General features: G+C 52.3%; 22 protein-coding genes and 2 tRNA genes. 18 read left to right on the top strand and 6 right to left on the bottom strand.

The genetic code is table 11. From position 1 onward, the window contains the following. The first annotated feature begins 42 nt into the window (after positions 1-42). Complete coding sequence (helD, locus tag QLG09_RS14485) at positions 43-2,097, top strand: DNA helicase IV (RefSeq protein WP_282489011.1); 2,055 nt, start codon at positions 43-45, stop codon at positions 2,095-2,097. Positions 2,098-2,156: 59 nt separating this feature from the next. Here the strand turns inward: helD and mgsA are convergent, their stop codons facing one another. Beyond that, positions 2,157-2,615, bottom strand: coding sequence for a methylglyoxal synthase (mgsA, locus tag QLG09_RS14480; protein WP_020884788.1), 459 nt, complete (start codon positions 2,613-2,615; stop codon positions 2,157-2,159). Positions 2,616-2,695: 80 nt separating this feature from the next. Beyond that, positions 2,696-3,358 carry a DUF2057 family protein gene (locus tag QLG09_RS14475; RefSeq protein WP_032670572.1) on the bottom strand — a complete coding sequence of 221 codons (663 nt, stop codon included), beginning with the start codon at positions 3,356-3,358 and terminating at the stop codon, positions 2,696-2,698. 172 nt (positions 3,359-3,530) lie between these two features. Here QLG09_RS14475 and QLG09_RS14470 point away from each other — a divergent pair, with 172 nt between their 5' ends. Then, the gene (locus QLG09_RS14470; RefSeq protein WP_025204532.1) at positions 3,531-3,947 is read left to right on the top strand and encodes a CoA-binding protein; all 417 of its coding nucleotides are present in this window, start codon (positions 3,531-3,533) and stop codon (positions 3,945-3,947) included. Between the two features lie 34 nt (positions 3,948-3,981). Here the strand turns inward: QLG09_RS14470 and hspQ are convergent, their stop codons facing one another. Both hspQ and rlmI read right to left on the bottom strand, forming a co-directional pair. After that, positions 3,982-4,299, bottom strand: a complete 318-nt coding sequence (gene hspQ, locus QLG09_RS14465; RefSeq protein WP_040017077.1) for a heat shock protein HspQ — start codon at positions 4,297-4,299, stop codon at positions 3,982-3,984. A 60-nt stretch (positions 4,300-4,359) separates the two neighbouring features. Beyond that, on the bottom strand, positions 4,360-5,550 hold the full coding sequence (gene rlmI, locus QLG09_RS14460) for a 23S rRNA (cytosine(1962)-C(5))-methyltransferase RlmI (RefSeq protein ID WP_040017081.1): 1,191 nt from the start codon (positions 5,548-5,550) through the stop codon (positions 4,360-4,362). 175 nt (positions 5,551-5,725) lie between these two features. Between rlmI and QLG09_RS14455 the strand changes: the two genes are divergently transcribed. From QLG09_RS14455 to yccX, 3 genes are read left to right on the top strand one after another with little or no spacing between them, the layout of a single operon-like run. Further along, entirely contained in the window at positions 5,726-6,283 is a 558-nt protein-coding gene (locus tag QLG09_RS14455) for a kinase inhibitor (protein ID WP_040017082.1), read from the top strand. Between the two features lie 7 nt (positions 6,284-6,290). Then, a complete protein-coding gene (locus QLG09_RS14450) occupies positions 6,291-7,082 on the top strand; it encodes an AraC family transcriptional regulator (RefSeq protein WP_042866505.1) in 792 nt (263 codons plus the stop codon). Between the two features lie 11 nt (positions 7,083-7,093). Next, a complete protein-coding gene (gene yccX / locus QLG09_RS14445; protein WP_047357175.1) occupies positions 7,094-7,375 on the top strand; it encodes an acylphosphatase in 282 nt (93 codons plus the stop codon). Here the strand turns inward: yccX and tusE are convergent. Continuing rightward, complete coding sequence (tusE, locus tag QLG09_RS14440; RefSeq protein WP_047742553.1) at positions 7,372-7,701, bottom strand: sulfurtransferase TusE; 330 nt, start codon at positions 7,699-7,701, stop codon at positions 7,372-7,374. The two genes, yccX and tusE, sit on opposite strands and share 4 nt — an antisense overlap. A gap of 88 nt (positions 7,702-7,789) precedes the next feature. Further along, on the bottom strand, positions 7,790-8,449 hold the full coding sequence (gene yccA / locus QLG09_RS14435) for an FtsH protease modulator YccA (protein ID WP_014169445.1): 660 nt from the start codon (positions 8,447-8,449) through the stop codon (positions 7,790-7,792). A gap of 269 nt (positions 8,450-8,718) precedes the next feature. Between yccA and QLG09_RS14430 the strand changes: the two genes are divergently transcribed. The 13 genes from QLG09_RS14430 (at position 8,719) to QLG09_RS14370 (ending at position 26,602) form a co-directional block, all read left to right on the top strand. Next, positions 8,719-10,347, top strand: coding sequence for an ABC transporter substrate-binding protein (locus tag QLG09_RS14430; RefSeq protein WP_282489010.1), 1,629 nt, complete (start codon positions 8,719-8,721; stop codon positions 10,345-10,347). A gap of 144 nt (positions 10,348-10,491) precedes the next feature. Further along, positions 10,492-10,579: transfer RNA gene (locus tag QLG09_RS14425), tRNA-Ser, on the top strand. A gap of 133 nt (positions 10,580-10,712) precedes the next feature. Continuing rightward, positions 10,713-10,800 (top strand) — tRNA-Ser (locus QLG09_RS14420). Between the two features lie 1,091 nt (positions 10,801-11,891). Further along, complete coding sequence (tssB, locus tag QLG09_RS14415; protein ID WP_025204527.1) at positions 11,892-12,392, top strand: type VI secretion system contractile sheath small subunit; 501 nt, start codon at positions 11,892-11,894, stop codon at positions 12,390-12,392. A gap of 33 nt (positions 12,393-12,425) precedes the next feature. Continuing rightward, a complete protein-coding gene (gene tssC / locus QLG09_RS14410) occupies positions 12,426-13,973 on the top strand; it encodes a type VI secretion system contractile sheath large subunit (RefSeq protein ID WP_063925131.1) in 1,548 nt (515 codons plus the stop codon). 13 nt (positions 13,974-13,986) lie between these two features. Next, positions 13,987-15,336: a type VI secretion system baseplate subunit TssK gene (gene tssK / locus QLG09_RS14405; protein ID WP_079231201.1), complete on the top strand. Its 1,350-nt coding sequence runs from the start codon at positions 13,987-13,989 to the stop codon at positions 15,334-15,336. Next, positions 15,333-16,013, top strand: coding sequence for a type VI secretion system protein TssL, short form (gene tssL / locus QLG09_RS14400; RefSeq protein WP_282489009.1), 681 nt, complete (start codon positions 15,333-15,335; stop codon positions 16,011-16,013). Before tssK ends, tssL begins: the two co-directional genes overlap by 4 nt. Beyond that, a complete protein-coding gene (locus tag QLG09_RS14395; RefSeq protein WP_020884775.1) occupies positions 16,013-17,692 on the top strand; it encodes an OmpA family protein in 1,680 nt (559 codons plus the stop codon). Before tssL ends, QLG09_RS14395 begins: the two co-directional genes overlap by 1 nt. A gap of 2 nt (positions 17,693-17,694) precedes the next feature. After that, a complete protein-coding gene (locus QLG09_RS14390) occupies positions 17,695-18,186 on the top strand; it encodes an Hcp family type VI secretion system effector (protein ID WP_025204522.1) in 492 nt (163 codons plus the stop codon). A 162-nt stretch (positions 18,187-18,348) separates the two neighbouring features. Further along, complete coding sequence (gene tssH / locus QLG09_RS14385; RefSeq protein ID WP_282489008.1) at positions 18,349-21,021, top strand: type VI secretion system ATPase TssH; 2,673 nt, start codon at positions 18,349-18,351, stop codon at positions 21,019-21,021. Further along, positions 21,018-23,375 carry a type VI secretion system Vgr family protein gene (vgrG, locus tag QLG09_RS14380; RefSeq protein ID WP_050736595.1) on the top strand — a complete coding sequence of 786 codons (2,358 nt, stop codon included), beginning with the start codon at positions 21,018-21,020 and terminating at the stop codon, positions 23,373-23,375. The genes tssH and vgrG overlap by 4 nt, the downstream gene beginning before the upstream one ends. A gap of 15 nt (positions 23,376-23,390) precedes the next feature. Further along, positions 23,391-25,820 carry an N-acetylglucosaminidase gene (locus QLG09_RS14375; protein ID WP_079231197.1) on the top strand — a complete coding sequence of 810 codons (2,430 nt, stop codon included), beginning with the start codon at positions 23,391-23,393 and terminating at the stop codon, positions 25,818-25,820. Further along, positions 25,817-26,602, top strand: coding sequence for a hypothetical protein (locus tag QLG09_RS14370; RefSeq protein ID WP_050736596.1), 786 nt, complete (start codon positions 25,817-25,819; stop codon positions 26,600-26,602). The genes QLG09_RS14375 and QLG09_RS14370 overlap by 4 nt, the downstream gene beginning before the upstream one ends. Positions 26,603-26,616 lie beyond the last annotated feature (14 nt).

Genomic DNA, 26,616 nt, shown 5'->3' with positions numbered 1-26,616 from the left:
TAAACTGTCAGGTAAATTATCTCTTCGTGGATTCGGCTGGACATGGAACTGAAAGCAACATCATTAGGCAAACGCCTGGCGCAACACCCCTACGACAGGGTTGTCCTCCTTAATGCCGGAGTGAAAGTCTCCGGAGAACGCCACGAATATCTCATTCCGTTTAATCAACTGCTGGCTATCCACTGTAAACGCGGGTTGGTCTGGGGAGAACTGGAGTTTGTCCTGCCTGACGATAAAGTCGTGCGCCTTCACGGTACCGAGTGGGCTGAGACCCAGCGCTTCCATCATCACCTGAATATGCTCTGGCAGCAGTGGAGCCAGAATATGAGCGTGATTGCCGCTCAGGTACTGCAGCAGGTACTGAACGATATTGCACAAAGTAACGAGCAACAAACGTGGCTCACCCGCCAGCAGACGGCCGGGTTGCAGCAAAAGATCAGGCAGGCGCTGGCGGCACTGCCGTTATCCGTGACGCGTCTTGACGAGTTCGACAATTGCCGTGACGCCTGGCGTCAGTGTCAGGCCTGGCTTGGCGATACAGACAAGAGCCGGCTGGCGCACAACCAGGCGTGGACAGATGCCATGCTGACCCGTTATGCCGACTTTTTCAGCACGGTTGAATCTTCACCGCTTAACCCTGCACAGGCGCGCGCCGTGGTTAACGGCGAGCAGTCCCTGCTGGTGCTGGCGGGTGCCGGAAGCGGCAAAACGTCGGTGCTGGTGGCCCGTGCGGGTTGGCTACTGACAACGGGTGAGGCTGTTGCCGACCAGATACTGTTGCTGGCGTTTGGCCGTAAGGCGGCCGAGGAGATGGACGAACGCATACAGGAACGCCTGCATACCCGGGATATTACCGCCAGAACCTTCCATGCCCTGGCGCTGCATATCATTCAGCAGGGCAGTAAAAAAGTGCCTGCCATCAGCAAGCTGGAAAACGACACGCAGGCGCGTCAGGCGTTGTTCATTAAAACGTGGCGTCAGCAGTGCAGTGAGAAAAAGGCGCAGGCTAAAGGGTGGCGTCAGTGGCTGGAAGAAGAACTCAACTGGGACGTACCGGAAGGCAATTTCTGGCAGGATGAAAAACTGGCTCGTCGCCTGGGCTCTCGCCTCGACCGCTGGGTTAGCCTGATGCGGATGCACGGCGGATCGCAGGCCGAGATGATTGAAAGCGCGCCGGAGACGATCCGCGCCCTGTTTTCGAAGCGGGTCAAGCTGATGGCCCCGATGCTGAAAGCCTGGAAAACCGCGCTGAAAGAGGAAAATGCCGTCGATTTCTCCGGTTTGATCCATCAGGCCATTATCATTCTTGAGAAGGGCCGTTTTGTCAGCCCGTGGAAGCATATCCTGGTGGATGAATTCCAGGATATCTCGCCGCAACGTGCCGCGCTGCTCTCGGCGTTAAGGGCGCAAAATAAACATACCTCGCTGTTTGCGGTGGGTGATGACTGGCAGGCTATCTATCGCTTCAGCGGGGCACAGCTCTCCCTGACGACTGCATTCCATCACTATTTTGGCGAAGGCGATCGCAGCGATCTGGATACCACCTACCGCTTCAATTCCCGGATTGGTGAAGTTGCCAACCGCTTTATCCAGCAGAACCCGCATCAGCTGGCAAAACCGCTAAATAGCCTCCGGGCCGGGGACAAAAAAGCCGTTACCCTGCTGGCGGACGATCAGCTGGAGCCGCTGCTGGACAAACTGAGCGGCTATGCGAAGCCGGATGAACGTATTCTGGTGCTGGCACGCTATCACCATCTTAAGCCTGCGGCGCTGGAAAAAGCCGCGACCCGCTGGCCGAAGCTGCAGCTCGATTTTATGACCATCCACGCCAGCAAAGGACAGCAGGCCGACTATGTGATAGTGATGGGGCTTAAAGAGGGGAGCGATGGTTTCCCGGCTCCGGCACGAGAGTCGGTAATGGAACAGGCATTACTGCCGGTCCCGGAAGATTTTCCGGACGCCGAAGAGCGGCGTTTGCTGTACGTGGCGATGACCCGCGCGCGTCATCGCGTGTGGCTGCTGTTCAACAAAGAGGAGCCGTCGGTGTTTGTCGATATTCTGAAGAGTATTGATGTCCCAGTGGCGAGGAAGCCTTAACGGGATAGCGGAGCGGTAATATTGCAGGCCCGGTAAGCGTGTCGCCACCGGGCAAAAAACTACTTCAGTCTTTCGGAAAGATAGCGCTGATAATCCGGGATCAGGATCTCAACCGGTGAGTTGAAGTGCGGGGATTCAATGATGAAATCTGCCGTCGACAGGTTCGTCGCCACCGGAATATTCCATACCGTTGCCAGACGCAGCAGGGCTTTGACATCCGGGTCGTGCGGAACCGCATTCAGCGGATCCCAGAAGAAAATCAGTACATCAATTTTCCCTTCAGAAATCTGAGCGCCGACCTGCTGGTCGCCGCCCATCGGGCCGCTCAGCATGGCATTGACCTCCAGACCCGTTTCGCGGTGGATCAGGTTACCGGTTGTCCCGGTCGCTGAGAGAGCATGCTTTTCCAGCAATGGCTGATGGCGGCGAACCCAGTTAAGCAGCATTTGTTTACAGTGATCGTGCGCAACCAGAGCAATGTGTTTGCGTTCCGGTAGCGTGCGTGTTGTCAGTTCCATAATCTTATCCATCAGGTTAACTGACTACACGATGACGGGAACCGCCTGACGCTGCAAGAGAAAGGCGAAAAAAATGTGGCTTATGATGAAGGTTGTTGCTTCACCCACTGTAAAAAACGCGCCCGGGTCTCAGGATCGGCCTGCTGGAACCAGAATTTAAGACGCTGTTCCGTCAGCGTCTGGGACTGTGGCGGAATAACATCCAGCTCTGAGACACCGGACAGCAGCGTACTGTCGTCGGCCATCCTGGTGGCAAACTGTGGAAGGGAAGCGCGTTTGCCCGCCTTGTTATAGATTTCGGTCGCGGCCTCGTAATCGGTGCCTTTCGGGGACGAGGTTAACGCCAGAATATCGAGTTTTACCGGAATCGGCATTGAATCTCCGTCCAGCAGTTCAAGGCGCGGAGAGGCGTCAAAGGCCGCCGACTCTTTTTCGGTTTCAAGACGCGGGAGGGTAATGTTCACCTGACTGACCCGCTGGGTATTAAAACTGACAATCAGCGGCGCAGAGATATACATGCGTTGTTCATGATTAGCGAGGTCGATGGTTTTTTCTACCCGCAATACCAGCTGGTGTGGCCCATTATCAAGTTCGATGCTGTCCGCACCGCGCAACAAGGAACTGGACACTTTTTTTCCGTCCAGCACCAGCAGATCAATATCCGTTGAAAGCCGTAGCGTGGTCGCAAAGACGCAAACTGGCATCACTAACGCAATCACAGCAGTGGCAATGCCGGTTTTCATAGAGGGCTCCTGTTGAAATGACTCGGCCGCGGTAATGTATCCAAATATTTCGATAATCACGTTTACTAACATATAGACATATTCTGCCGTTTTGCCCTCATGCATCTGCATGGGATGCATGGTTGAGATGTGCGCTTTGACGTACACTCATAAAAAAGCCTGGAGGAAAACCATGAAAGAGAACGAAATTGCCGAGATTCTGACATCGACGCGCACGATTGCACTGGTAGGGGCAAGCGATAAACCGGATCGCCCAAGCTACCGGGTAATGAAATACCTTCTCGATCAGGGCTATCACGTCATCCCTGTGTCGCCGAAAGTGGCCGGTAAAACCTTACTCGGTCAGCAGGGATACGCCACGCTGAACGAGGTACCTGAAAAAGTCGACATGGTGGATGTTTTCCGCAATTCCGAGGCAGCGTGGGGAGTGGCACAAGAGGCCATCGCCATCGGCGCGAAAACACTGTGGATGCAGTTGGGTGTCATTAACGAGCAGGCGGCGGTGCTGGCGCGAGAAGCCGGTCTGACGGTGGTAATGGACCGATGTCCGGCGATTGAGATTCCCCGTCTGGGGCTGGCGAAGTCATAAAAAAAAGCCCGTTTATCGGGCTTTTTTTACACGCTTAGTTCCGCAGGCGCGGGGCCTGTAACTGTTTGCGGATAGTCTGAGCAAGTTCATCCATCGTGGGTTGCTCTGGATGCTCATCCTGCAGTTCGCTACTCAGCTGCGCTTCAGCAAGGTAGGTGTGAACGGGTTGTCCATCATCCCCCTCCAACACCACATGATACCAGGGCGCGGCGCGAAGCTCTGCGTTAACCGCCAGCTCATCCGCTGACGGTTCATCAAGGGAATACTCCGGGTCGATATCCACGACCACACCCAAATACCCTAGCAAAGTGTGGCGGACCTGCTGGCCGATACCGAATTTGCTGGCAATCATAGTCACCTCCCGGGAAACACTACTTACACGTTATGTGCGGGCAATATTTCTCTTTTCAAGTTACATGACGCGACAGGCAAACCCTTTCAGATACAGCCCTTCCGGGTAGGTAGCGATCACCGGGTGATCGGCTGCCTGACGGAACTGTTCTATAAATTGTACATCACGACCAGCATCTATTGCGGCATCAGCGATGATTTTCTGAAATAAATCTGTGGTCATCAGGCCGGAGCAGGAGAAGGTGAGAAGCACTCCACCCGGGTTCAGCAGCTGGATGGCCAGCATGTTGATATCCTTATAGCCGCGGCAGGCACCCATCAGCTGACTTTTGTTCTCCACAAACTTCGGTGGATCCATCACGATGACGTCGAATTTCTCGCCCTGATCGCGATACTTACGCAGCAGCTTGAAGACGTCATCGCGAACAAACTCGGCTTTGCTCAGATCCAGCTTGTTCAGCTCGACGTTTTGTTTCGCCACGTCCAGCGCTTCCTGAGAGGTATCAACGCTGACAACCTGGGCACAGCCGCCCATCAGCGCCGAGACGGCGAAACCGCCGGTATAGGAGAAGCAGTTCAGCACGCGTTTGTCGGCAACATACTGGCGAGTGGCCAGGCGGCTGTCACGCTGGTCCAGGTAGTAACCCGTTTTATGGCCGCCCTGGATATCCACCAGCAGCTTCATACCGTGCTCTTCGATTGGCAACAGGGCAGGCGGCAGTTCACCAGTGACCGGACCTTGCGTCAGCTCCATGCCCTCTTTTTTGCGCACTGCCACATCGCTGCGGTCATAAATGGCGCATTCCGGGAAAACCGATTGCAACGCGCTGATCAGCGCGGCACGTTGATATTCAGCCCCTGCGCTTAACAGTTGCAGTACCAGGAAGTTACCGAAGCGGTCGATCGTCACGCCAGGCAGACCATCGGACTCACCGGCAATCACACGGTAGCTGTCCAGACCGTCACGCTTTGCCAGCCAATCACGCCACTGCTGCGCCTGCTGTAAACGACGAACGAAGAAATCAATATCGATCGTTTCATCTTTATCAAAGGTCCAGACGCGAGCGCGGATTTGGGATGCTGGCGAATATGCGCCTCGCGCTAACCATTTCCCCTGATGGTCAACGATATCGATGGTCTCTCCGAGGCTGGCTTTGCCTTCCATACGGGCTACTGCACCGGAAAAGACCCAGGGATGGCGGCGCAATAATGACTTCTCGCGCCCTTTGGCTAACACTAAACGTACACTCATAATTTGCTATTCTGTCGATTCCAGGGAAATGGCGCGTAGAGTAGCACATTCAGCAAGTCGCAATCATCTGCGGATGCCTTTGAGCGTTTCGGCACAAAATCAAATCGCTTAGGCACAGTGCTGCGCTGCAGTGGGCTTTACAGTAGGGTTTCCGGTACAGCAAAGGGAAACACAAATGAGAAAGCGCCTTGCGATAGCAGTAACCACCCTGGCGGTGGTCAGTTTTCATGTTTTAGCGGCATCGTCTTTCACCATCAGCAGTCAGGATCTGGCCAGTGAACGCCCGTTGTCGCAACAGCAGGTGTTTGACGGGTTTGGGTGTCACGGTGGGAATCACTCTCCACAACTGGCGTGGAAAAATCCGCCTGTCGGGACGAAAAGTTTCGCAGTCACGGTATTTGACCCTGATGCCCCTACCGGAAGTGGATGGTGGCACTGGACGGTGGTCAATATTCCCCTCCAGACGCTGACGCTTCCCGCCGATGCCGGAAACCCGAAGGGGGAGACATTACCGGCCGGGGTTGTGCAGGGGCGTAATGATTTCGGTTATTCTGGTTTCGGCGGCGCATGTCCGCCCAAAGGGGATAAGCCGCACCGTTATCAGTTTACCGTCTGGGCGCTGGATGTGGATAAATTGCCTGTCGACAGGAATGCCAGCGGCGCGCTGGTGGGTTTTATGCTTAACAGTCACGTCCTGGCAAAGGCCAGCTTAACCGTTACCTACAGCAGATAAGGATGGCATGGTGCAGGGAGTCCAGTTTCAACATAAACATTTGACGGCTGGTGAAGTGAGTGCCAGTAAAATGCATCACCTGCACCAGGTTAAACTCTTTCTTCCTGCCATTTGCCATATCACTCACGGCAGTAAAGTGATTGTTCAGGACGATAACCGCCTGGTGGCGACGAAAGCGTCGCTGATCATTATTCCCGCCAATACGCCGCTGGAGATCATAAATCAACCCGCGAATGGTCTCTTTCGTTCTGACTTATTGATGTTGTCACCGGAGCTTCTGGCGGAGTTTAAAACGCATTACCTGAAATCCTGGCCGCGCACAGAATTACATTCCCTCTGTGCTCCCCTGAGTGAGGGGCTGGCATTTATGTGGAGTAACCTGCTGCATGCCGTGCGTCAGGATTTACCGGAGGCGTTACAAAAGCATCAGGCTTTCGGCCTTTTGCTGGCATTGCTTCATGACGGCGTCGCAGGGCCGTTGCTTATAGAGCGTAATAGCCACCTGTCCGAGCAGGTGCGGCAGTTCATCATGCTGTCGCCCGCCAGGGCCTGGACTGCACAAGACGTTGCCAGCCGCCTGGCATTGAGCGTGCCGACGCTACGCAGACGGTTACGCGAAGAGTCGCAGAGTTTTCGCCAGATTGTTGAGGAGGTGAGGATGGCCGTTGCGCTGTCACACTTACAGTCAACCCGGTTACCTATTGGCGAAATCGCATTACAATGTGGTTATCTTTCCAGCTCTCGTTTTACTGCCCGTTTCCGGCAACATTATGGCTGTTTGCCGAAAACGCTACGTTAAGGAGTAGAAAAATGTCAAAAATCTGCACAATTGCCTGGGTACACGGCATGGTTCAGGGCGTCGGATTCCGTTACAGCACGCAGCGCGAAGCTATGCAGCTGGGGCTCACGGGATACGCGCGAAACAGGGATGATGGCAGCGTTGAGGTCGTTGCCTGTGGTGAAGCGGAGCAGGTTGAAAAGCTGGTGGCATGGCTGAAAGCTGGTGGGCCGCGCAGCGCGCGGGTTGATAAGGTTTTAACCGAACCCCATCAACCTGGCCGGGAATACGTTAACTTCGGTATTCGCTACTAAATGCATTTCACCGGTTTTGGCAGGCCGGCAATTTTGGTGGCCTGTTTTGCCGGGCCTTTCGGGAACAGGCGATACAGGTAACGGCTGTTGCCTTTCTCTTCACCGAATTTATTGGCCATTGCCTTGACCAGCATGCGGATCGCCGGGGAGGTGTTGAATTCGAGATAGAATTCGCGCACAAAACGCACCACTTCCCAGTGTTCCGGGGAGAGGGCGATACCTTCGTTTTCGGCGATTTTTTCCGCCAGCGGCTCGCTCCACTGGCTGCTCTCTGTCAGATAACCGTCGTTATCAGTTTCAATCTCTTTACCTTCAAAACTCAACATAGTCATTCACGCGTCAGTCAAAAACCGCAGCAGTGTACCAAAAAACAAAGCCCCGCATAAGCGGGGCTCTGGTTCACAGCATTGTTGATTAATCGCGGCTGGCGAAGCCCAGGATGCTCAACAGGCTGACAAAGATGTTGTACAGCGATACATACAGGCTCACGGTGGCGCGGATGTAGTTCGTCTCACCGCCGTGAATGATGTTGCTGGTTTCATACAGGATTGCGCCAGATGAAATCAGAATAAACACGGCGCTGATCGCCAGGTGCAGGGCAGGCAGCTGCAGGAAGATGTTTGCCACCATACCTACCAGCACAACCACGATACCTGCCATCAGCATACCGCCGAGGAAGGACATATCCTTACGGGTGGTCAGCACGTAGGCCGAACAGCAGAAGAACACCAGCGCGGTACCGCCCAGCGCCATGCCAATCACGTCGCCCATACCGGCGGACAGATAGGCGTTAAGGATGGGCCCCAGGATATAGCCCAGGAAACCCGTAAAGGCGAACGCGGACAGAATACCCACCGGTTTATCAGCAGTTTTGTAGGTCAGGAACATCAGACCATACATCCCCACCAGCGTCAGGATCAGACCCGGTGACGGCAGCATCAGCACGGTGCTGGCCGTTGCGGTCATCGCCGAGAATGCCAGCGTCAGGCTGAGCATGAAATAGGTATTGCGCAGCACCTTGTGGGTACTGAGTAGCGATGTGCGGTCGCGTGAAGAAGTAATTATACGATCCATGAGTCACTCTCTTATGACAGATGTAATTAGCGGAAAGAATAGGAAACGGCGCGCCAGTCTCAAAGTGGTTTTACCCATCTTTACTCAGGACGTTAGCGTTACTGCTGGTTGTTTATTCTTCAGAAAACCTTTTCAGCAGAATGAACAACGCTTTGCTTCATTTATTCAGATCAAGCTCTTATAGGTTACTGAAAAATATTGCGTCATTACACTTTGAGCGCTAAGTGTTATTTCCGGATCGTCAAAAAACAGACAATAAGGCGAAGGAAATGAAACCACAAGCACGCACGCGCTTTACACTCTCTTTGTTAACGGCAGGGATCCTGTGCGCCAGCACGGCGACCTGGGCGGCTAACGTGCCAGCAGGAACACAGCTGGCCGATAAACAGGAACTGGTCAGAAACAACGGTAATGAACCGGCCTCACTTGATCCGCATAAAGTCGAAAGCGATGTCGAATTCAATATTATCAGCGATATCTTCGAAGGGCTGGTTAGCGTTTCTCCAACTGGTGAAATACAGCCACGGCTGGCAGAAAAATGGGAGAACAAAGACAACACCGTCTGGACTTTTCATCTGCGTCCAGGCATCACATGGAGTGACGGCACCGCGATTACCGCGCAGGATGTGGTCTGGAGCTGGCAGCGTCTGACAGACCCCAAAACCGCCTCGCCGTATGCCAGCTATCCGGGCAACATGCATATTGTTAACGCCGCTGATATCGCTCAGGGGAAAAAAGCACCGGATACACTGGGTGTAAAAGTCATTAACGATACCACGCTTGAGGTCACGCTGACTCAACCTAATGCCGCATTCCTTGCCATGCTGGCCCACCCGTCGCTGGTGCCGGTGGATAAGGTGCTGATTGGTCGGTTTGGTGATAAGTGGACCAAACCGGAGCATATCGTCACCAGCGGAGCGTATAAACTGTCGCAGTGGGTGGTTAACGAGCGCATCGTGGCGGAGCGTAACCCGCGCTACTGGGATAACGCACATACCGTTATCAATAAGGTGACCTATCTGCCGATCACCTCCGAGGCCTCGGATGTAAACCGTTTTAAAGCAGGTGAAATCGATATTGTTTATACGGTGCCGATCAACCAGTTTGCCCAGCTCAAGAAAACCCTGGGTAGCCAGCTGGATGTCTCCCCGCAGCTTGCCACCTATTACTATGAATTCAACACCACCCGGCCGCCGTTCAACGACGCGCGTGTACGTAAGGCGCTGAACATGGCGCTGGATAAAGAGATCATTGCCGGGAAGGTATTAGGGCAGGGGCAGCGTCCGGCGTGGCTTATCAGCCAGCCAGATATTGGCGGTGTGACGCTCCAGAACCCGGACTATGCCAGCTGGCCGATGGATAAACGTATCGAAGAAGCGAAAAAGCTGCTGGCCGAAGCCGGCTTTAACGCCAGCCATCCGCTGCGTTTTAACCTGCTCTATAACACCTCTGAATCGCACCAGCGCATCGCGATTGCCGCCAGCTCGATGTGGAAGAAAAACCTTGGGGTGGAGGCGAAGCTGCAAAATCAGGAGTGGAAAACGATGCTCGATACGATGCATACCCACGACTTTGACGCAGTGCGCTACGCCTGGATTGCCGATTACGACGATGCTGCCACTTTCCTGAACAACTTCCGTACCGGTGACAGCGAAAACACCAGCCAGTACAGCAATCCGGAGTATGACCAGGCGCTGGTGAACGCCGCGAAAGCCAAAACACCGGCAGAGCGCGGTAAGTTCTATCAGCAGGCGGAAGATTTGCTGGCGCGCGATGTGCCTGCCATTCCGGTATATCACTATGTCCGCACGCACCTGGTCAAACCGTGGGTGGGAGGATTCACGCCGGACAAGCTGGGATACTATTTCACCAGGGACATGTATATCAAAAAACACTGAGCATGAACGCTGAATTTTGTGCTGATAAAATGGCCGATACGTTGTCTATTCAACCGATTAAACGCGTTTTGGCTATTTTTAAAGCGAACGAATGCGGTCACTCTTTACAGCATGCGGAGAGGTGTTTATAGTTCGCCTCACTTAGGAAGTGTGGCCGAGCGGTTGAAGGCACCGGTCTTGAAAACCGGCGACCCGAAAGGGTTCCAGAGTTCGAATCTCTGCGCTTCCGCCAGACATAAAAGCCCTGCGATAGTCATATCGCGGGGCTTTTTGCTTTTAAGGGGCATGGATAGCACCCGCAGAAAAAAATAGAAAAATTCCTGCTTTACAAGGCGCTAATAGATGTTTATAGTGCGCCTCACTTTGGAAGCGTGGCCGAGCGGTTGAAGGCACCGGTCTTGAAAACCGGCGACCCGAAAGGGTTCTAGAGTTCGAATCTCTACGCTTCCGCCAAATTTGAAACCCAGGTCGTTATGCGACCTGGGTTTTTTCTTTTTTGTCGGTTATCAGTATGCCATTGCCGTCTGGCTTGCGTCGGTGGGGCTAAGAATCTACTGGACGGATTAGTAACCGGCATCTGTTACATCTTGCTCCTGGTATTCCAGAATAATGCCAGTGATGATGTCATTGGGGTTATTCACCCGCTCTGGTCGTTTAATGACGTGAGTCGTTCCCTTCTAAAAATAGTTAATAGCAAACATCTCATCTTCATAACGATTGCAATGCCTGTTTTCATCAATGAGAGCATTCAGTCGTCTGGTTACATTTTCATGGTTATCGGATGTAGCCACACGATCTAAGGGAATCAGCTTCACAGGTACGCCCTTATGCATATAACTTACGGAACGATCGACACCCTTCCGAATTTTTTCAAGCTACACAGCAAAGGTTGTTGTTCAAGGTCGTACTCACTCCTCGAACGATACCTGAGATGTACATATCACGAGTACTGGGGTGAGACATGCAAAAATCCCCTGTGATATTTGTTTTTCTGATGAAAATAATAAGACCCATTTAAATAAATAATAAAAATGGTGAAGGCCAGTAAATGTCGCCAATTTTTCACACAGGCAGGCACGTTCTGCCTTTCATTTTTTTGATAAAAGTACAAAATCAGATATTTCATGTGATTGATGAGATTTTATACAAAGTTGTCCCTAAATTAAATTGATCACTTACTGTACACCCTTATTTCATAAGGGTTAAAGGGGTATGCAAGAAAATTCTTATAAATCAGAAAGATGATCTTTGGCTGTCAGGATTTCTATGGGAAACATTTTGTTACATTTTTTGATTTCCGATCGGGTGGGGAACGTTCCTACACTCCGGCCATTGGGTCTTATCCGAAATTTTTTCATTTCAGACAAATACTCAAAAACACAATGTCGATATGCTGGTGAATGGAATGTGCCCGCTTTTAATTCCGGGGTTTTGATTTTCGTCCGATGACGTGAGCCTGGAAGTTGTTCTGGCTGGGTTTGCCTTTCTTATTAATTTCTCACTGGCATTGACCGTTTTTATAACTCCATAAAACAGGGATAGCCATGTCTAACTCTTCTTTTCAGTCCGAAATACCCAAGGCACGTATTAATTTAAAGCTTGATTTGCATACGGGCGGAGCGAGCAAGAAAACTGAGCTCCCCCTGAAATTACTGGTGGCGGGAGACTTCAGTAATGGTCAGGAGACTGCACCACTATCGGAGCGCAAAAAAGTTAATCTGAATAAAAACAACTTTGACTCTGTACTTTCCGAATATTCCCCAATCGTAAATATTACCGTTAAAAACACGCTTGCTGGTGATGGCAGTGAAGACAACATCAATCTGACATTCCAGAGTATTAATGATTTCTCTCCGGAGCAGGTTTCGCGGCAAATACCTCAGCTGAAGGCCATGCTCTCCATGCGCAATTTGCTTCGCGATTTAAAAGCAAACCTGCTTGATAACCAGGCTTTCCGAAAAGAGCTGGAAAAAATTCTTCTCGATCCTGCATTAAGTGCAGAACTCAGAGCCGAACTCTCAGCCCTGGCTCCGAAACAGCCATAACGGCCATATGCTTTTAACGGATTAATAAGGAATATGTTGATGTCTGTAAAAAATGAGAATGCCGCGGGTAACGAGAGTGTAGTGCTTGAACGTCCTGCAGCAGGCGGGGTATATGCGTCCCTGTTTGAAAAAATCAATCTTAACCCTGTCTCTGAGCTAAGTGCGCTTGATATCTGGCAGGATGCACAGGCGATGTCGGATGCAACAGCAGACGAACGTTTAACTGCCGGCATGAAGGTGTTCCTGGAATGTCTGACAAAAGCGGGCTCAAAAGTTGAGAAACTCGATAAAAACCTGATTGACCACCATATCGCGGAACTGGATTACCAGATCAGCCGTCAGCTTGATGCTGTTATGCATCATGAAGACTTTCAGGCGGTAGAAAGTCTGTGGCGCGGTGTGAAATCTCTTGTCGACAAAACCGATTTTCGCCAGAACGTGAAAGTTGAACTACTGGATATGTCTAAAGAAGACCTGCGTCAGGACTTTGAAGACTGCCCGGAAATCGTCCAAAGCGGGCTGTATAAACATTCATATATTGATGAGTATGATACCCCCGGTGGCGAGCCGATTGCTGCGCTGATTTCCGCTTACGAATTTGATGCGTCTGCGCAGGATGTAGCCCTGCTGCGCAACATCTCTAAAGTGTCTGCTGCTGCACATATGCCGTTTATCGGTTCTGCCGGCCCGAAATTCTTCCTGAAAGACAACATGGAGGACGTGGCGGCCATTAAAGATATCGGTAATTACTTTGACCGCGCTGAGTACATCAAGTGGAAATCCTTCCGCGAGACGGATGATTCCCGCTATATCGGTCTGGTCATGCCGCGTGTACTGGGGCGCCTGCCTTATGGTCCGGATACCGTACCTGTGCGTAGCTTCAACTACGTCGAAGAAGTGAAAGGTCCGGATCATGACAAATACCTGTGGACCAACGCCTCGTTTGCCTTTGCATCCAACATGGTACGTAGCTTCATTAACAACGGCTGGTGTGTACAAATTCGTGGCCCGCAGGCCGGTGGCGCCGTTCAGGACCTGCCTATTCATCTGTACGACCTCGGTACCGGCAATCAGGTAAAAATCCCGTCTGAAGTGATGATCCCGGAAACCCGCGAATTTGAGTTCGCGAATCTGGGCTTCATTCCACTTTCCTACTACAAGAATCGCGATTACAGCTGTTTCTTCTCGGCGAACTCCACGCAGAAGCCGGCCACGTATGACACCGCTGATGCTACTGCCAACAGCCGCATCAACGCCCGTCTGCCTTACATCTTCCTGCTGTCGCGTATTGCGCACTACCTGAAGCTCATTCAGCGCGAAAACATCGGCACCACTAAGGATCGTCGTCTTCTGGAGCTGGAGCTGAACACCTGGGTTCGCGGTCTGGTGACGGAAATGACCGATCCCGGCGATGAGCTGCAGGCGTCCCACCCACTGCGCGATGCGAAAGTGGTGGTGGAAGATATCGAAGATAACCCGGGCTTCTTCCGCGTGAAGCTGTACGCCGTGCCGCACTTCCAGGTAGAAGGGATGGACGTCAATCTGTCACTGGTATCCCAGATGCCGAAAGCCAAAGCATAGGGCAGGAGCAGGGATGAAAATATATCGTCCACTGTGGAACGAGGGGGCTTTACTGTCCCCTCAACAGTTCCAGCAGCAGGCTGAATGGGAGTCTTTTCGCGGTGCCGGTGCATCAGCGCTAGCATCCCCATTCCCCTGGGGGGTAGAAAAGATTGAGTTTAATGACAGCCTTCTTTCGTCTGGTCTGATCCAGATTACGCTGCTACGCCTCTGGCTGGACGATGGATCGCTGATTGATGCTCAAAGGAGCGATCTGCCTCCACGGCCACGGGAGTTAGATGCCAGCCAGCTGGCAGGTCTCGATTCCGTAACCGTTGTCATCGCACTGCCTCACATGCAGCCGGGTATTGCCAACGTAGAACAGGAAGGTGTTACCGCAGACCGCCCGCTCCGCTATCGCGAGGAATGGGTGACGTTGCAGGATGCCTTCGGGTCCGAAGAAGAATCCATAGCCGTTGCCCGGTATAATTTCACCATCCGGTTTGCCCATGAAAGCAATGATTCCTGGAAAGTGTGCCCGGTGGCCAGACTGATCCGTGATGGACAAAATGCATGGCGACTGGATCCGTCCTTTATTCCGCCCGTTGCGTCTTTTGCGGCAAGCCCTGTCCTTCGCGAACGTCTGGTGCTACTCAATCGTCAGTTACGCTCCCGACGCCAGCGCCTGATGACGATGCGTCGTGAAAGCAACGAAAGGCTCGCCGACTTTGCCGTCGCCGATGTTTCCCTTTTCTGGTTGCTGAATGCACTGAATTCTCACGCCAGAGTGCTGACAGAATACGAACGTTTTCCTTCCCGGCCACCTGAACAGGTGTGGGCGGAGCTTGCACGTCTGGCAGGCAGTATGCTGACCTTTTCCCTGAACCATGATCTTGACGCCATTCCGGGTTATGACCACGAGGAACCGGCCAATGCGTTTCCTCCGCTGTTTGACCTGATCACGGGTTTGCTGGAGGCCAGTCTGCCATCCCGGGTCATTGCCCTGGAAATGTCACGCCCGGACGGACAGACATGGAAAGCCAACCTCCACGATATCCGCCTGCGTGAAGAGGCCGACCTCTGGCTCTCTGTGCGCTCCGATATCCCGGCCTGGCAGGTCGCCGAGAAATTCCCTGCACTCTGTCAGGCAGGTTCACCTGATGATGTCAGCGAGATCTATGGCGCGGCACTTAAGGGTATCCCGTTGATCCCGGTGAGCAGGGTCCCGGCAGCGTTGCCTGTACGCATGGAAAACCAGTACTTCGCACTCGATATGGAAAGCCCCGCTGCGCATGAAATGCAGGAGCAGGGCGTGTGCATGTTCTATGTGCCTGAGTTGCTTGGTGCTCTTGAACTTGAACTGTTCGCGGTATTGCGCTCATGAGACAGGATATCGACATCGACCAGCTGATGACGGAGACCTGGCTCACCGTCACTATGCTTAAAAAAGGTGCCGTTACGCTTAATGGCACTGCGCTTTACAACAAATGCGTTAAACAGGTTGAAAGTGTGCGGGAAGCGCTGGAGCGTGCCGGCTATGACGACGCCAGTGTGGAGCATATTTCCTACGCACAATGTGCCTTGCTGGACGAAACGGTGATGAGCCGTAAGTCTGAAAAAGGCGAGGAGCCGAAAGTTGATGAAGGCCAGGTGGCCTGGCGTAAAGCGCCGCTTCAGGCCCATTTTTTTGGCTCATTCCGGGCAGGCGAAGCGTTGTGGGATCGGATTGCAGAGGTTCTGCGTCAGCCCTCACCTAACCCGGCCGTTTTAACCTGCTATCACAGGGTGATAGCGCTGGGTTTTCAGGGGTTATACAGCCTGAAAACGGTCAGCCAGTCGGAGCGTGATGAGGTTGTGAAAGCCCTTTCTGAACGGGTTTCTCCGCCTGATGCAGACCTGTCTCTGGTTGTTCACCGGATGGGGAAACATCGCTGGAGTCTGATGCGCTCAGTCTGGTTCTGGATAGCGCTCGCCGTCATTCTTACCGGCGTTATCTGGTGGGGTGGTCACCTCTGGCTCCAGTCACTGTTGTCGGCACAAATACCGGAGCTGCATGGCTAATGCGTAGAACAGTCATCATTCCGGTCGTCCTCCACGCCCTGGTAGCCGTTGCCACGTTGCTGTGGTTGCTGTGGTATTTCATCCCGACAGGCAACGTTTTTAAAGGCCTGGCCACTCTGCTGATCCTCCTTCTGGCAGGCTGGACTGTTTTTAAAAACTGTCGGAGTGAAGAGCACACATCTGACGTTACCCTCCCGGCTGCTGAACTGCCATTACTCGACACCCAAGGCCCCGTTGTACTGGTGTGTGGTGACATGCTGGAAGCGTTGTTCCAGGGAGGCCCTCTGCGTAAAACAGCCCAGGGATGGTGGCTTCGGGCCGGTGACGTCAGCCGGTTAACTGACGTTGTCCGCAGCATACAGAAGCAATTCCCTCGACAGGTTGGTCAGCTTTCGGTGATGTATCGCTGCCTGCCAGATGAACATCAGGATGAAGCGGTACTGCGCTCCACACTGAAAACGCTCCGCCAGCAGTGTAAACAAATTAAATCCCTGACGGGTTTAACACTGCCGGTTGTGGTGAATGCCGAATTTTCCGGGCCCGAAACGCCGTGGATCATCGTTCGCGGTGACAAGCCGATAGTCTGTCCGGTTAATGATTCGCCTCAGGCGTTTATTGACTGGCAGCAGGCGGAAGACAATATCCTGCTACTGCCAACGGTCAGCCAGGCATTTTCCTTTATCCGTAATACGCTGACTGATGAGCTAGAGAAACCGGACCGGCTAACGCCGCCTGTACGTGTTTTTTCCGTGGCCATGCGCCTCGGCGTGGTCAATCCTGAGGCTCAGTCAGTCTGGTCCACCTGGCTTTGTGCCCGGACCTGCTTGCAGTTTTCCCGCCAGCCCGGTCAGTCAGTTCTGGCAACCCTTTTCCCGGATGCCGTTCTGCCACTTCTGGCACCTTTTGCATCAACCGTTCAGGGGGGGCAGCGTACCCGCCGCCTGGTGCTGCTGATGTGGCTGTGCGCGCTGACCGCATTGGGTATTTCCGCGCTCAATAATCGTGACCTCATCCGTCAGGTGAGTGCCGATTTACAGCGCTGGAACGCGATCCCGATGAATCACTACCGTCCTAAAGCAGACTCGCTGGCTGCTCTGAAACAGGATGCACTCCTGCTTGAACGCTGGCAACGGCAGGGAGAGCCTTTACGTTACAGCCTGGGCTATTACCCGGGACAACGCCTGTGGCTGGCCTTGCAGCAGGCCATTGATACCTGGACACCTCCACCTGCCCCTGAACCAAAACCGGTCCCGAAAATAGTTCGTCTCGATAGCATGTCGCTTTTCGATTCCGGCAAATCAGCGCTCAAAGAGGGGTCAACCAAAATACTCGTCAACGCGCTGGTGGGGATCAAAGCCAAACCGGGCTGGCTGATCGTGGTCAGCGGCCACACAGACAATACCGGTAGCATACAGCTCAATCAGACCTTGTCTTTACAACGCGCTGAAGCCGTCCGTAACTGGATGCGTGATACCGGGGACGTACCGGAAAGTTGCTTTGCCGTTCAGGGCTACGGCGACAGCCGACCGATTGCTTCAAACGATACGCCTGATGGCCGTGCGCATAACCGGCGTGTCGAGATCAGTCTGGTACCGCAGGCTGACGCCTGTCGTCTGCCAGGCTCAAAACATGCGTCACAGGATGTACGTGACGTTTCAACTCAAGAAATGGAGAAATAAACATGGCAATCCCAGTTTATCTGTGGCTGAAAGACGATGGCGGCGCTGACATCAAGGGCTCTGTAGATGTGAAAGATCGCGAAGGAAGCATCGAAGTTGTTGCTCAGGAACACACACTGTATATCCCGACTGATAACAACACTGGAAAGCTGACCGGAACCCGCATTCACACGCCGTTCCTGTTTACCAAGGAAATCGACTCTTCCAGCCCGTATCTGTACAAAGCCGTGACCACGGGCCAGACCCTGAAGTCTGCTGAGTTCAAGTGGTACAAGATCAACGATGCCGGTCAGGAAGTTGAGTATTTCAACACCAAACTGGAAAACGTCAAGCTGGTGAAAGTTGCACCAAAAATGCACGACATCAAGGATGCGGCTTTCGAGAAGCATAACCACCTTGAGCAGATCGAACTGCGCTACGAAAAAATCACCTGGACCTACAAAGACGGCAACATCATTCATTCCGATTCCTGGAACGAAAGAACCACCGCGTAAAAACCAGGCGGACAGTTTCCCTCTGTCCGCCTTTTATTTTGTTCCGCACAGCGCCTGCCAGACGGACGCTTTGCAGAGCAGTTTCACCATTTATCGGCATGAACCTTATGGGCATCGGTTGACGGCCAGGGGCGGTAGCGTGCCTGAACACGAGGGAACGACATGGAACATCATTCAGCAGTCCTGTTACGACGACTTAACCCTTACTGCGCCAGAGCGCTGGAAGGTGCAGCCTCTTTATGCCAGACCCGTGCGCATGCAGAAATCACACCTGAGCACTGGTTGTTAAAATTACTGGAGCAGGGCGAAGGTGATCTGACCGTTCTCGCCCGCCGTTATGAATGGGATATGGATACCGTCTGGCAGTCACTCCTGAGCTGGCTGGATGCACAGCCACGTTCTGTCCGCACCCGACCGGAGCTCTCAGCGTCTCTCCAGACCCTGCTGAAACAGGCCTGGCTTGCCGCCACGCTTGCCGGAGATGAGCAGGTCCGCAGCGTACATTTGCTCGCGGCCATGGTTGAGACGTCCGGGCTGACACGCTGTGATGGCCTCTGGCCTTTGATGACGCTGACCACCAGCCAGCTGGAAAGGTTACGTCCCTTGCTGGAAGCCCAGTCGGATGAGCGGCATGACGTTGCGCTCAGTGAGAAGCCTGGCAATGTCAGCATTATTGGCCGGGCCGCACCGTTACAGCATGAAGCACAACACCAGGCTGAAGGCGGAAGTGCGCAGCCTGCCGTTTCACAGGAAGAGTCCGTTCTCAATCGCTTTACGGTCGATGTGACCGCCCGTGCCCGGGAAGGAAAGATTGACCCGGTCTTTGGACGTGATAACGAAATCCGTCAGATGGTGGACATTCTCTCCAGACGCCGTAAGAACAACCCGATCCTGGTCGGTGAACCCGGCGTGGGTAAAACGGCCCTGGTTGAAGGACTGGCGCTGCGTATCGCTGAAGGTAATGTGCCAGAAAGTCTTAAGCCTGTCATCGTCAGGACACTGGATCTGGGCTTGCTTCAGGCGGGTGCAGGTGTAAAGGGTGAATTTGAGCAGCGCCTGAAGAATATCATCGACGCCGTCCAGCACTCCCCGGTGCCGGTGCTGCTCTTTATCGATGAAGCACACACCATCATTGGTGCCGGTAATCAGGCGGGCGGGGCAGATGCTGCCAACCTGCTGAAACCTGCACTGGCTCGCGGTGAACTGCGAACCATTGCTGCCACCACCTGGAGTGAATACAAGCAGTACTTCGAACGTGACGCAGCCCTGGAGCGCCGGTTCCAGATGGTCAAGGTTGATGAGCCCGATGATGACACCGCCTGCCTGATGCTGCGTGGCTTGAAATCACGCTATGCCGAACACCACGGTGTACATATTACCGGCGATGCCGTCCGCGCAGCGGTGACGTTGTCCCGTCGTTATCTGACCGGACGCCAGTTGCCAGATAAAGCAGTGGACCTGCTGGATACCGCAGCAGCCCGGGTGCGGATGAGCCTGGACACGCTGCCGGAACAGCTTACCCGGTTGCAGGCTGAACTGACTGCGCTTGGCATGGAGCAGCAGGAGTTACTGGAAGATATTTCGCTGGGAAACAGTGTTGATGCCAGTCGTCTGCCGCAGATTGAACAACGGACCCAGGCGCTCAGTCAGAAAAAAATGGCCCTTCAGTCACAGTATGCGACCGAGAAGCAGCTCACCGACTCGCTGAAAGCCTGCCGTGAAGACATCAGCCGCCAGGAGGAACTCTCCGCCCTTCAGCACGAGCTTTCTCAGATTCAGAATAACAGTCCACTGCTGGGTCTGGATGTTGATGTCCGCACCGTCGCGACCGTGATCGCCGACTGGACAGGGGTTCCTCTCTCGTCGCTGATGAAGGACGAGCAAACCGAATTACTGACGCTTGAAGAACAGCTGGCAACCCGTGTGGTTGGCCAGAGTCCTGCACTGAATGCCATTGCCCAGCGCCTGAGAGCGTCAAAAACCGGACTGACGCCGGAAAACGGTCCGCAGGGTGTGTTTTTACTGGTGGGTCCAAGCGGAGTGGGTAAAACAGAAACCGCACTGGCGCTGGCTGACGTTATGTATGGCGGTGAAAAATCGCTCATTACTATCAACCTGTCGGAATACCAGGAGCCGCACACCGTTTCGCAACTGAAAGGCTCTCCACCGGGGTATGTAGGATACGGCCAGGGCGGCATTCTCACCGAGGCTGTGCGCAAGCGGCCCTACAGCGTGGTGCTGCTGGATGAAGTGGAGAAAGCACACCGGGATGTGATGAACCTGTTTTATCAGGTGTTTGACCGGGGCTTTATGCGCGACGGGGAAGGGCGTGAAATTGATTTCCGCAATACCGTGATCCTGATGACGTCCAACCTGGGCAGTGACCCGCTGATGCAGTTGCTGGAAGAGCAACCAGAAGCCACTGAGAGCGATCTGCATGAGTTGTTACGCCCGATCCTGCGCGATCATTTCCAGCCCGCGCTGCTGGCTCGCTTCCAGACGGTGATATACCGCCCACTGGCAACGGATGCCATGCGTACCATCGTCGGTATGAAGCTGGCACAGGTGAGCACGCGGCTGCAACGCCACTACGGCATTTCCACTCACATCGGCGAAAGCCTCATCGACACGCTGACAACCGCCTGTCTGCTACCGGATACCGGTGCCCGCAACGTGGACAGCCTGCTTAATCAGCAGATTCTGCCGGTTCTGAGCCAGCAGTTACTAAGCCATATGGCAGCAAAACAAAAGCCTTCCTCGCTACAGCTGACCTGGGATGATGAAGAGGGCATTGTGCTGGCCTTCGATGAAAATACAGAAGTGGTGGCGTCATGACCGATTCTTTAATAAGCAAGGCAAACAGCCAGATACAACAACTGCTGGGCCAGTCACGCTACCGCGTTGACGTGCATGGCTGCACTGAGTTTCTGGATGTGGTGAGCTTCAGTGCGGTGGAGTCACTCAGCCAGCCCTGGCAGTATGACGTGGCGGTGACCTGCACCTCTGGGGATATCGCCTGCGACACGTTACTGCTGAAACCGGCGTCATTTACTTTCCAGACACCCGTGTTTGACGGGACACCAGCGCTGCCGGTCCGGACGATATTCGGCGTGGTTAAGTCATTTCGGCGCGTGTCCACCTCGAATGATGAGACCCGTTACGCACTGACGATCGTTCCCCGTATCGCCCTTCTGGACTATACAAAAGGGAGCGAAATCTACCTCAATCAGTCAGTTACAGAAGTGGTTGAACGGGTATTGCGTAAGCACGGACTTGAAGGTCCTGATTTTGAGTTCCATCTGTCTCGTGACTATCCGGCCCGCGAACTCATTACCCAGTGGCGGGAAACCGATCTGGCATTTATCCAGCGCCTGCTGGCGGAGGTGGGCATTTACTGGCGCTATGAAATGGACAGCCGTCTTGAGCAGGACGTGGTGATTTTTCAGGACAGCCAGCAGCAATATGAATTTGGTGTCACGCTGCCATTACGCAACCAGGCCGGGATGAGTGACAGCGGGCAGGAGAGCATCTGGGATATTCAGACCGCATATAACGTGGTAAGCGGAAGTGTGGCCACCCGTGACTACAACTACCGTGATGCACTGACGCCTCAGGACAGCGCCGAAAGTATTTTCAGCAAAGAGGGGATCACCACCGGGGAAACGTATCATTACGCGGAACCCTTCCTGACAGCAGGTGACGCTGAAAGTACAGATACCGGGGCATACTTCGCCCGTCTGCGTCACGAACGCATTCTGAACGCGCAGTATCACGTCAAAGGTCATTCCTCCAGCCCTCATCTGGCACCGGGTCAGGTACTGGAAACGGACGGCTCATTACCCGATGCCGTAAAAGGCGGTATCGTCATCACCACGGTACGCACCAGCGGTTCACGCAAAAGTAGCTTTACGCTGACGTTTGAGGGCATCCCCTACAGCGAAACCGTCTGCTGGCGTCCGGCATTACTTAATCGCCCGGTCATATCCGGCTCGCTTCCGGCCCGAGTGGAAAGCACTCAGAAAGGCGATACCTACTCCTGGCTCGACCCGGAAGGGCGCTACCGGGTGAAACTGGACTTCGACCGCAACAGTCCGGAACAGGGCTATGCCTATTTGTGGCTTCGGCTGGCAAAACCCTATGCCGGTGATACCTACGGATTCCACTCCCCGCTTATCGACGGAACGGAAGTGGCCATCGTATTTGACGGCGGAGACCCGGATCGTCCCTACATTGCTTATGCCCTGCATGATTCAGAACATCCGGACCACGTCACCAGTGACAATCATACGCGGAACGTCTGGCGCACTCCGGCGAACAATAAGCTGCGGATGGAGGATAAGCGCCAGGAAGAGCATATCAAGCTCGCGACGGAATACGGCAAAACGCAGCTGAACATGGGACACCTGGTCAACAGCCAGCGTGAAAAGCGCGGGGCCGGTTTTGAACTGCGAACGGATGAACATGGCGCTGTACGTGCGGCAAAAGGGCTGTTCCTGACGGCGGATGCCCAGGCCAAAGCCCAGGGACCGGTTCTGGAAATGGCGCCTGCGATTAACCAGATTAACCAGGCCAACAGCCAGATGCAGGCCCTGAACAGCGCCGCTGAAGCAGCCGGTGCCCTGGTATCCGACATCAGCACCCAGATTAGCCTCGTAACCGACAAAATCAAAGACCTCCAGTCTGCGGTCCTGCTGGGGAGTGCTCCACAGGGCGTGGCATTTACCTCAGGTGAACACCTTCAGCTCAGCAGTACCCGCAATACCATGATCAATGCAGGGCAGCATCTTGATGTCGGTGCGATGAAAAATTTGTCCGTGAGCGTTGAAAAAGCGCTTGGTCTGTTTGTGCATAAAGACGGGGCGAAGCTGGTTGCCAACCAGGGTGACATCGAGATTCAGGCTCAGCACAACACGATGGCCCTGTTTTCTGAAAAGCAGCTGACGGTGACCAGTAGTGAAGACGAAATTATTATCAGCACGCCTGAAACACTGACGCTTAACGGCGGCGGATCTTACCTGAGGCTGAGTAAGAACGGCATTGAACATGGCTCATCTGGTGAGTTCATTATGAAGACGTCTGACTATCTGGTACCAGGCTCAGGCGCAAATCTCCCCAACGACACACCCAATTTCAGCCTGACGGATATCACTCAGGAAAGCAAAATTAGCAGCAAGTCATTTAACGACTGACAGGGAGTGTGAATCGTGTCTGTTTTACCCAAAATTGTCTGGCCGATCCCCTCCAATAACCGGGGAAGTGAGTTCAAAAATCAGGAAGAGATCCTCTCTCATTTGGGCGGAGAATCTACTGGTCTGTACATGATAGGCCGCAGCGGCATGTGGCATGGTGGGATCCATATCACCGAAGCCACAACGCCATGGTGTGCGCTTAGTGGTAAGTCCCCACTTGAAGCGATAGATTTCCCGGTCCCCTTTAAAGGTGAGCAGGCTGTGCGATGCATGGCTGACGGGGAAGTGGTTGCTTACCGTGTCTGCAAGGATTATCTGACGATTGCATGGGAATCAGGTCCGCTTAGCTTTTCCGGTTCGTTTGTTCTGGTTAAACACTTTATTCAACCGGGAGAGAAGGAATCCAGCGGGCTGCATTTCTATACCCTGTATATGCATCTTGCGCCGTATTCAGCTTATGAAGCTGAAGCAGAAAATCAGTGGGTCATTCAGGATACTCTAAGAGCATATTCTGAAATGGACTGGCTGACGGCGAAACTGACTTCAGATAAAACTTCTCCACAAATTGCCGGACACATGCCTAAAGGGGTAAGAGTGGAATGGGACCCAGCAGACAGCAATCTTAACGCCACAGGAAATAACAAGCGACAATATGGCCTTGTAACACTGAAAGGATTACCAGAAGAAACCAGCAGTACCCTCACACCTGGTCAGCGCTATTGGGTTGTTGTGGATAACAACAATATTAAGCTAGCACCGGGGGCCGGTCCAGGCTGGTGGCGGCATTTGCTTCCTCCCGCAAAGGAAGTCATGGTATTCGATAAGACAGTAAGCCTCAGTTCTCCATTTGCTATTAAGGCCGGTGACCCGATTGGCCACATGGGCTACTATCAGGCACCAAAAGACGGTAGTTATGAGGCACGATACCAGGTACATATCGAATGCACGAGCATGGATGATAATCTGGAGAAGTTCCTGACCAACCCGGAAAAAGTGGGGGAGAAAAACCCGCTCTGGTTGAAGTATTCTCCTGGCCTTGCTCTTTTCACAAAAGATGTTGCGAAGGGCACCTTCGCAAAGGGCTCGACGTCGACAACGCGGACAGGCATTCTACCGTTGAGTAAGGTCACAACTGAAACTGATAACTCAACAAAGCAAGAATACTGGCAGCTACGGCTGGAAAATGCCTATGTGCCCAAAGGCCAGGCGGAGCCTCAACTTCTGTCACAGTATGATCTGGCGAAACTAGGCTTCAGAACTGAAACCTCAGAGCCTACCAGTTTTGATTACCTGGATGGGAAAAACCAGCCTACTGGATTCTTCCGTAACCTCATCGATTCGCTCTACCAGGCCGCGATAGATGATACGCGAACCAGTCATGCTCTCGTGAAGCATAATTATCAGCGTCTACTGGATAAAATTGACAGCGGAAGTGACCGATATTCGCCAATGGAGTACTGGAGAGCACTTCACAATCCCGACTATCGTGACGTTATTCAGAAAACAATCGTAAAACATCCAAGCGACTGGTACTTCAAAAAAGGTGATGCTATCTGGCAACCTTTCCTCAATGCGCTGAAAAAAGAAGCCCCAGAATGGAAGAAATATAGCGAAGATTTTCTTGATAAAATGGCCTGGATGCAGGATGTGACCACTGAGAAAATGGGACCTTCGTTGTGGCATATGCATCCATTACAATTTTTAGGGTGTTTGAAACAAATTAGCCGCTTTACTTATATTTATACCAATTATGATTGTACATTGGATGAAGCCCTAAGTAAGCAAATGGCGTTGGCTGGAGGCAATCGTCCGGTTTACGGTAACACGGGGGCTGTTACCAGAGCTCAGGTTCGTAATTACATGAACCCTGAGCAACATATAAATGGCGCTGATATTTATCAATTCGTTGACCTTTCAGCACCTTCTGGCTTGACTGAAAATGACCTTGCGAAAATTTTAGACGGTAAAGGAGTTCTCTCCGGAAAAGCATCCATATATTTGGAAGCAGCTGCAAAATATCACGTTAGTGAAGTGTATCTTGTATCCCATTCTTTACTTGAAACCAATAATGGTAGAGCCCCATTTGCGAATGGCAGCAAGGAATACAATGGACGAACTGTATACAACATGTATGGGATTGGTGTTTTCAATAGCAACCCTCAGAATGGCGTAAAATTAGCCTACAATAAGGGTTGGTTTTCTGTTGATGAAGCCATTGATGGCGGAGCAAGATGGATATCCGAAAATTTCATCAACAAAAAAGGAATCTCAAAAAATACTTTATATAAGATGAGGTGGAACCCCGCAGCACCTGCAACAGGACAGTATGCTACGGATATTAACTGGGCACTAGCCCAAAAAAATGACATGAAAAAAATGTTTGATTTATTCCCTGATGCGAATATTACCTTTGACATACCAGTTTATAAGGACTCTTCATTGTGAAAATCAATTCTTTAATGCTTCTTTTTTTATTGTCAGGTTCTGCACTTGCAAATTGCGACGAACATTGGGAAACATTTTCTCAGACACAGTTCATAAATAAAAACATCGTTCAATATAAATCTTTCTATTATTCTGCGCCATCCGAAAAACATAAGTTACCAGATCTCTTTTTGATTAAAGGGGATGATTTTAACTCTTATTTAAAAAGTAATGGTTACACATTTGGAACGTACACTAGGAAAAATGGGACTGTTGTAAGTGGCTGGCTAAAATCTGAAACATTAGTTGTTGTCCCATCTAAATCGTCGAATTCTCCACCGGAAGTGTCAAGGTCCGACTTTGTCATTATTTCGCCATATAAAAATATCGAGCTAGGTAGTTCATACGAGCAATTCTATAAAATATGGGGAGACTGCGAAGTAAATAAACAACCTGACATTGGAATTTCAGGTAATTTTATTACTGCGGGGAATGAAACGTATAAATATTTTGATAACTTCTGGAGTGGATTTTCAATTCGCTCATCAAACATCAACTTCCAGCAGACAGGAACTGATTACGACGCTTATAGAATAACGACAATTACCGTCAACAACAAAAAATACATGACCAGAAGAGGCATTACCATAGGGGATACAACTCAAAATATAATTGCTGCCTATGGAAATCCTTTGAAATTAGACAAAAATAAAGTGACATATAAATTTAAAAATAACGAACTGTCATTTGCTCTTAAAAATGATGAAATCAAAAGCATAGTTATGGATGAAAAAGTAGAGTAACAGTCCAGAATCAG

This window comes from Enterobacter sp. V89_11 (assembly GCF_029967775.1).
GTDB classification, from domain to species: Bacteria; Pseudomonadota; Gammaproteobacteria; order Enterobacterales; family Enterobacteriaceae; genus Enterobacter; species Enterobacter ludwigii.
This window is presented reverse-complemented; position numbering and strand designations above follow the sequence as displayed.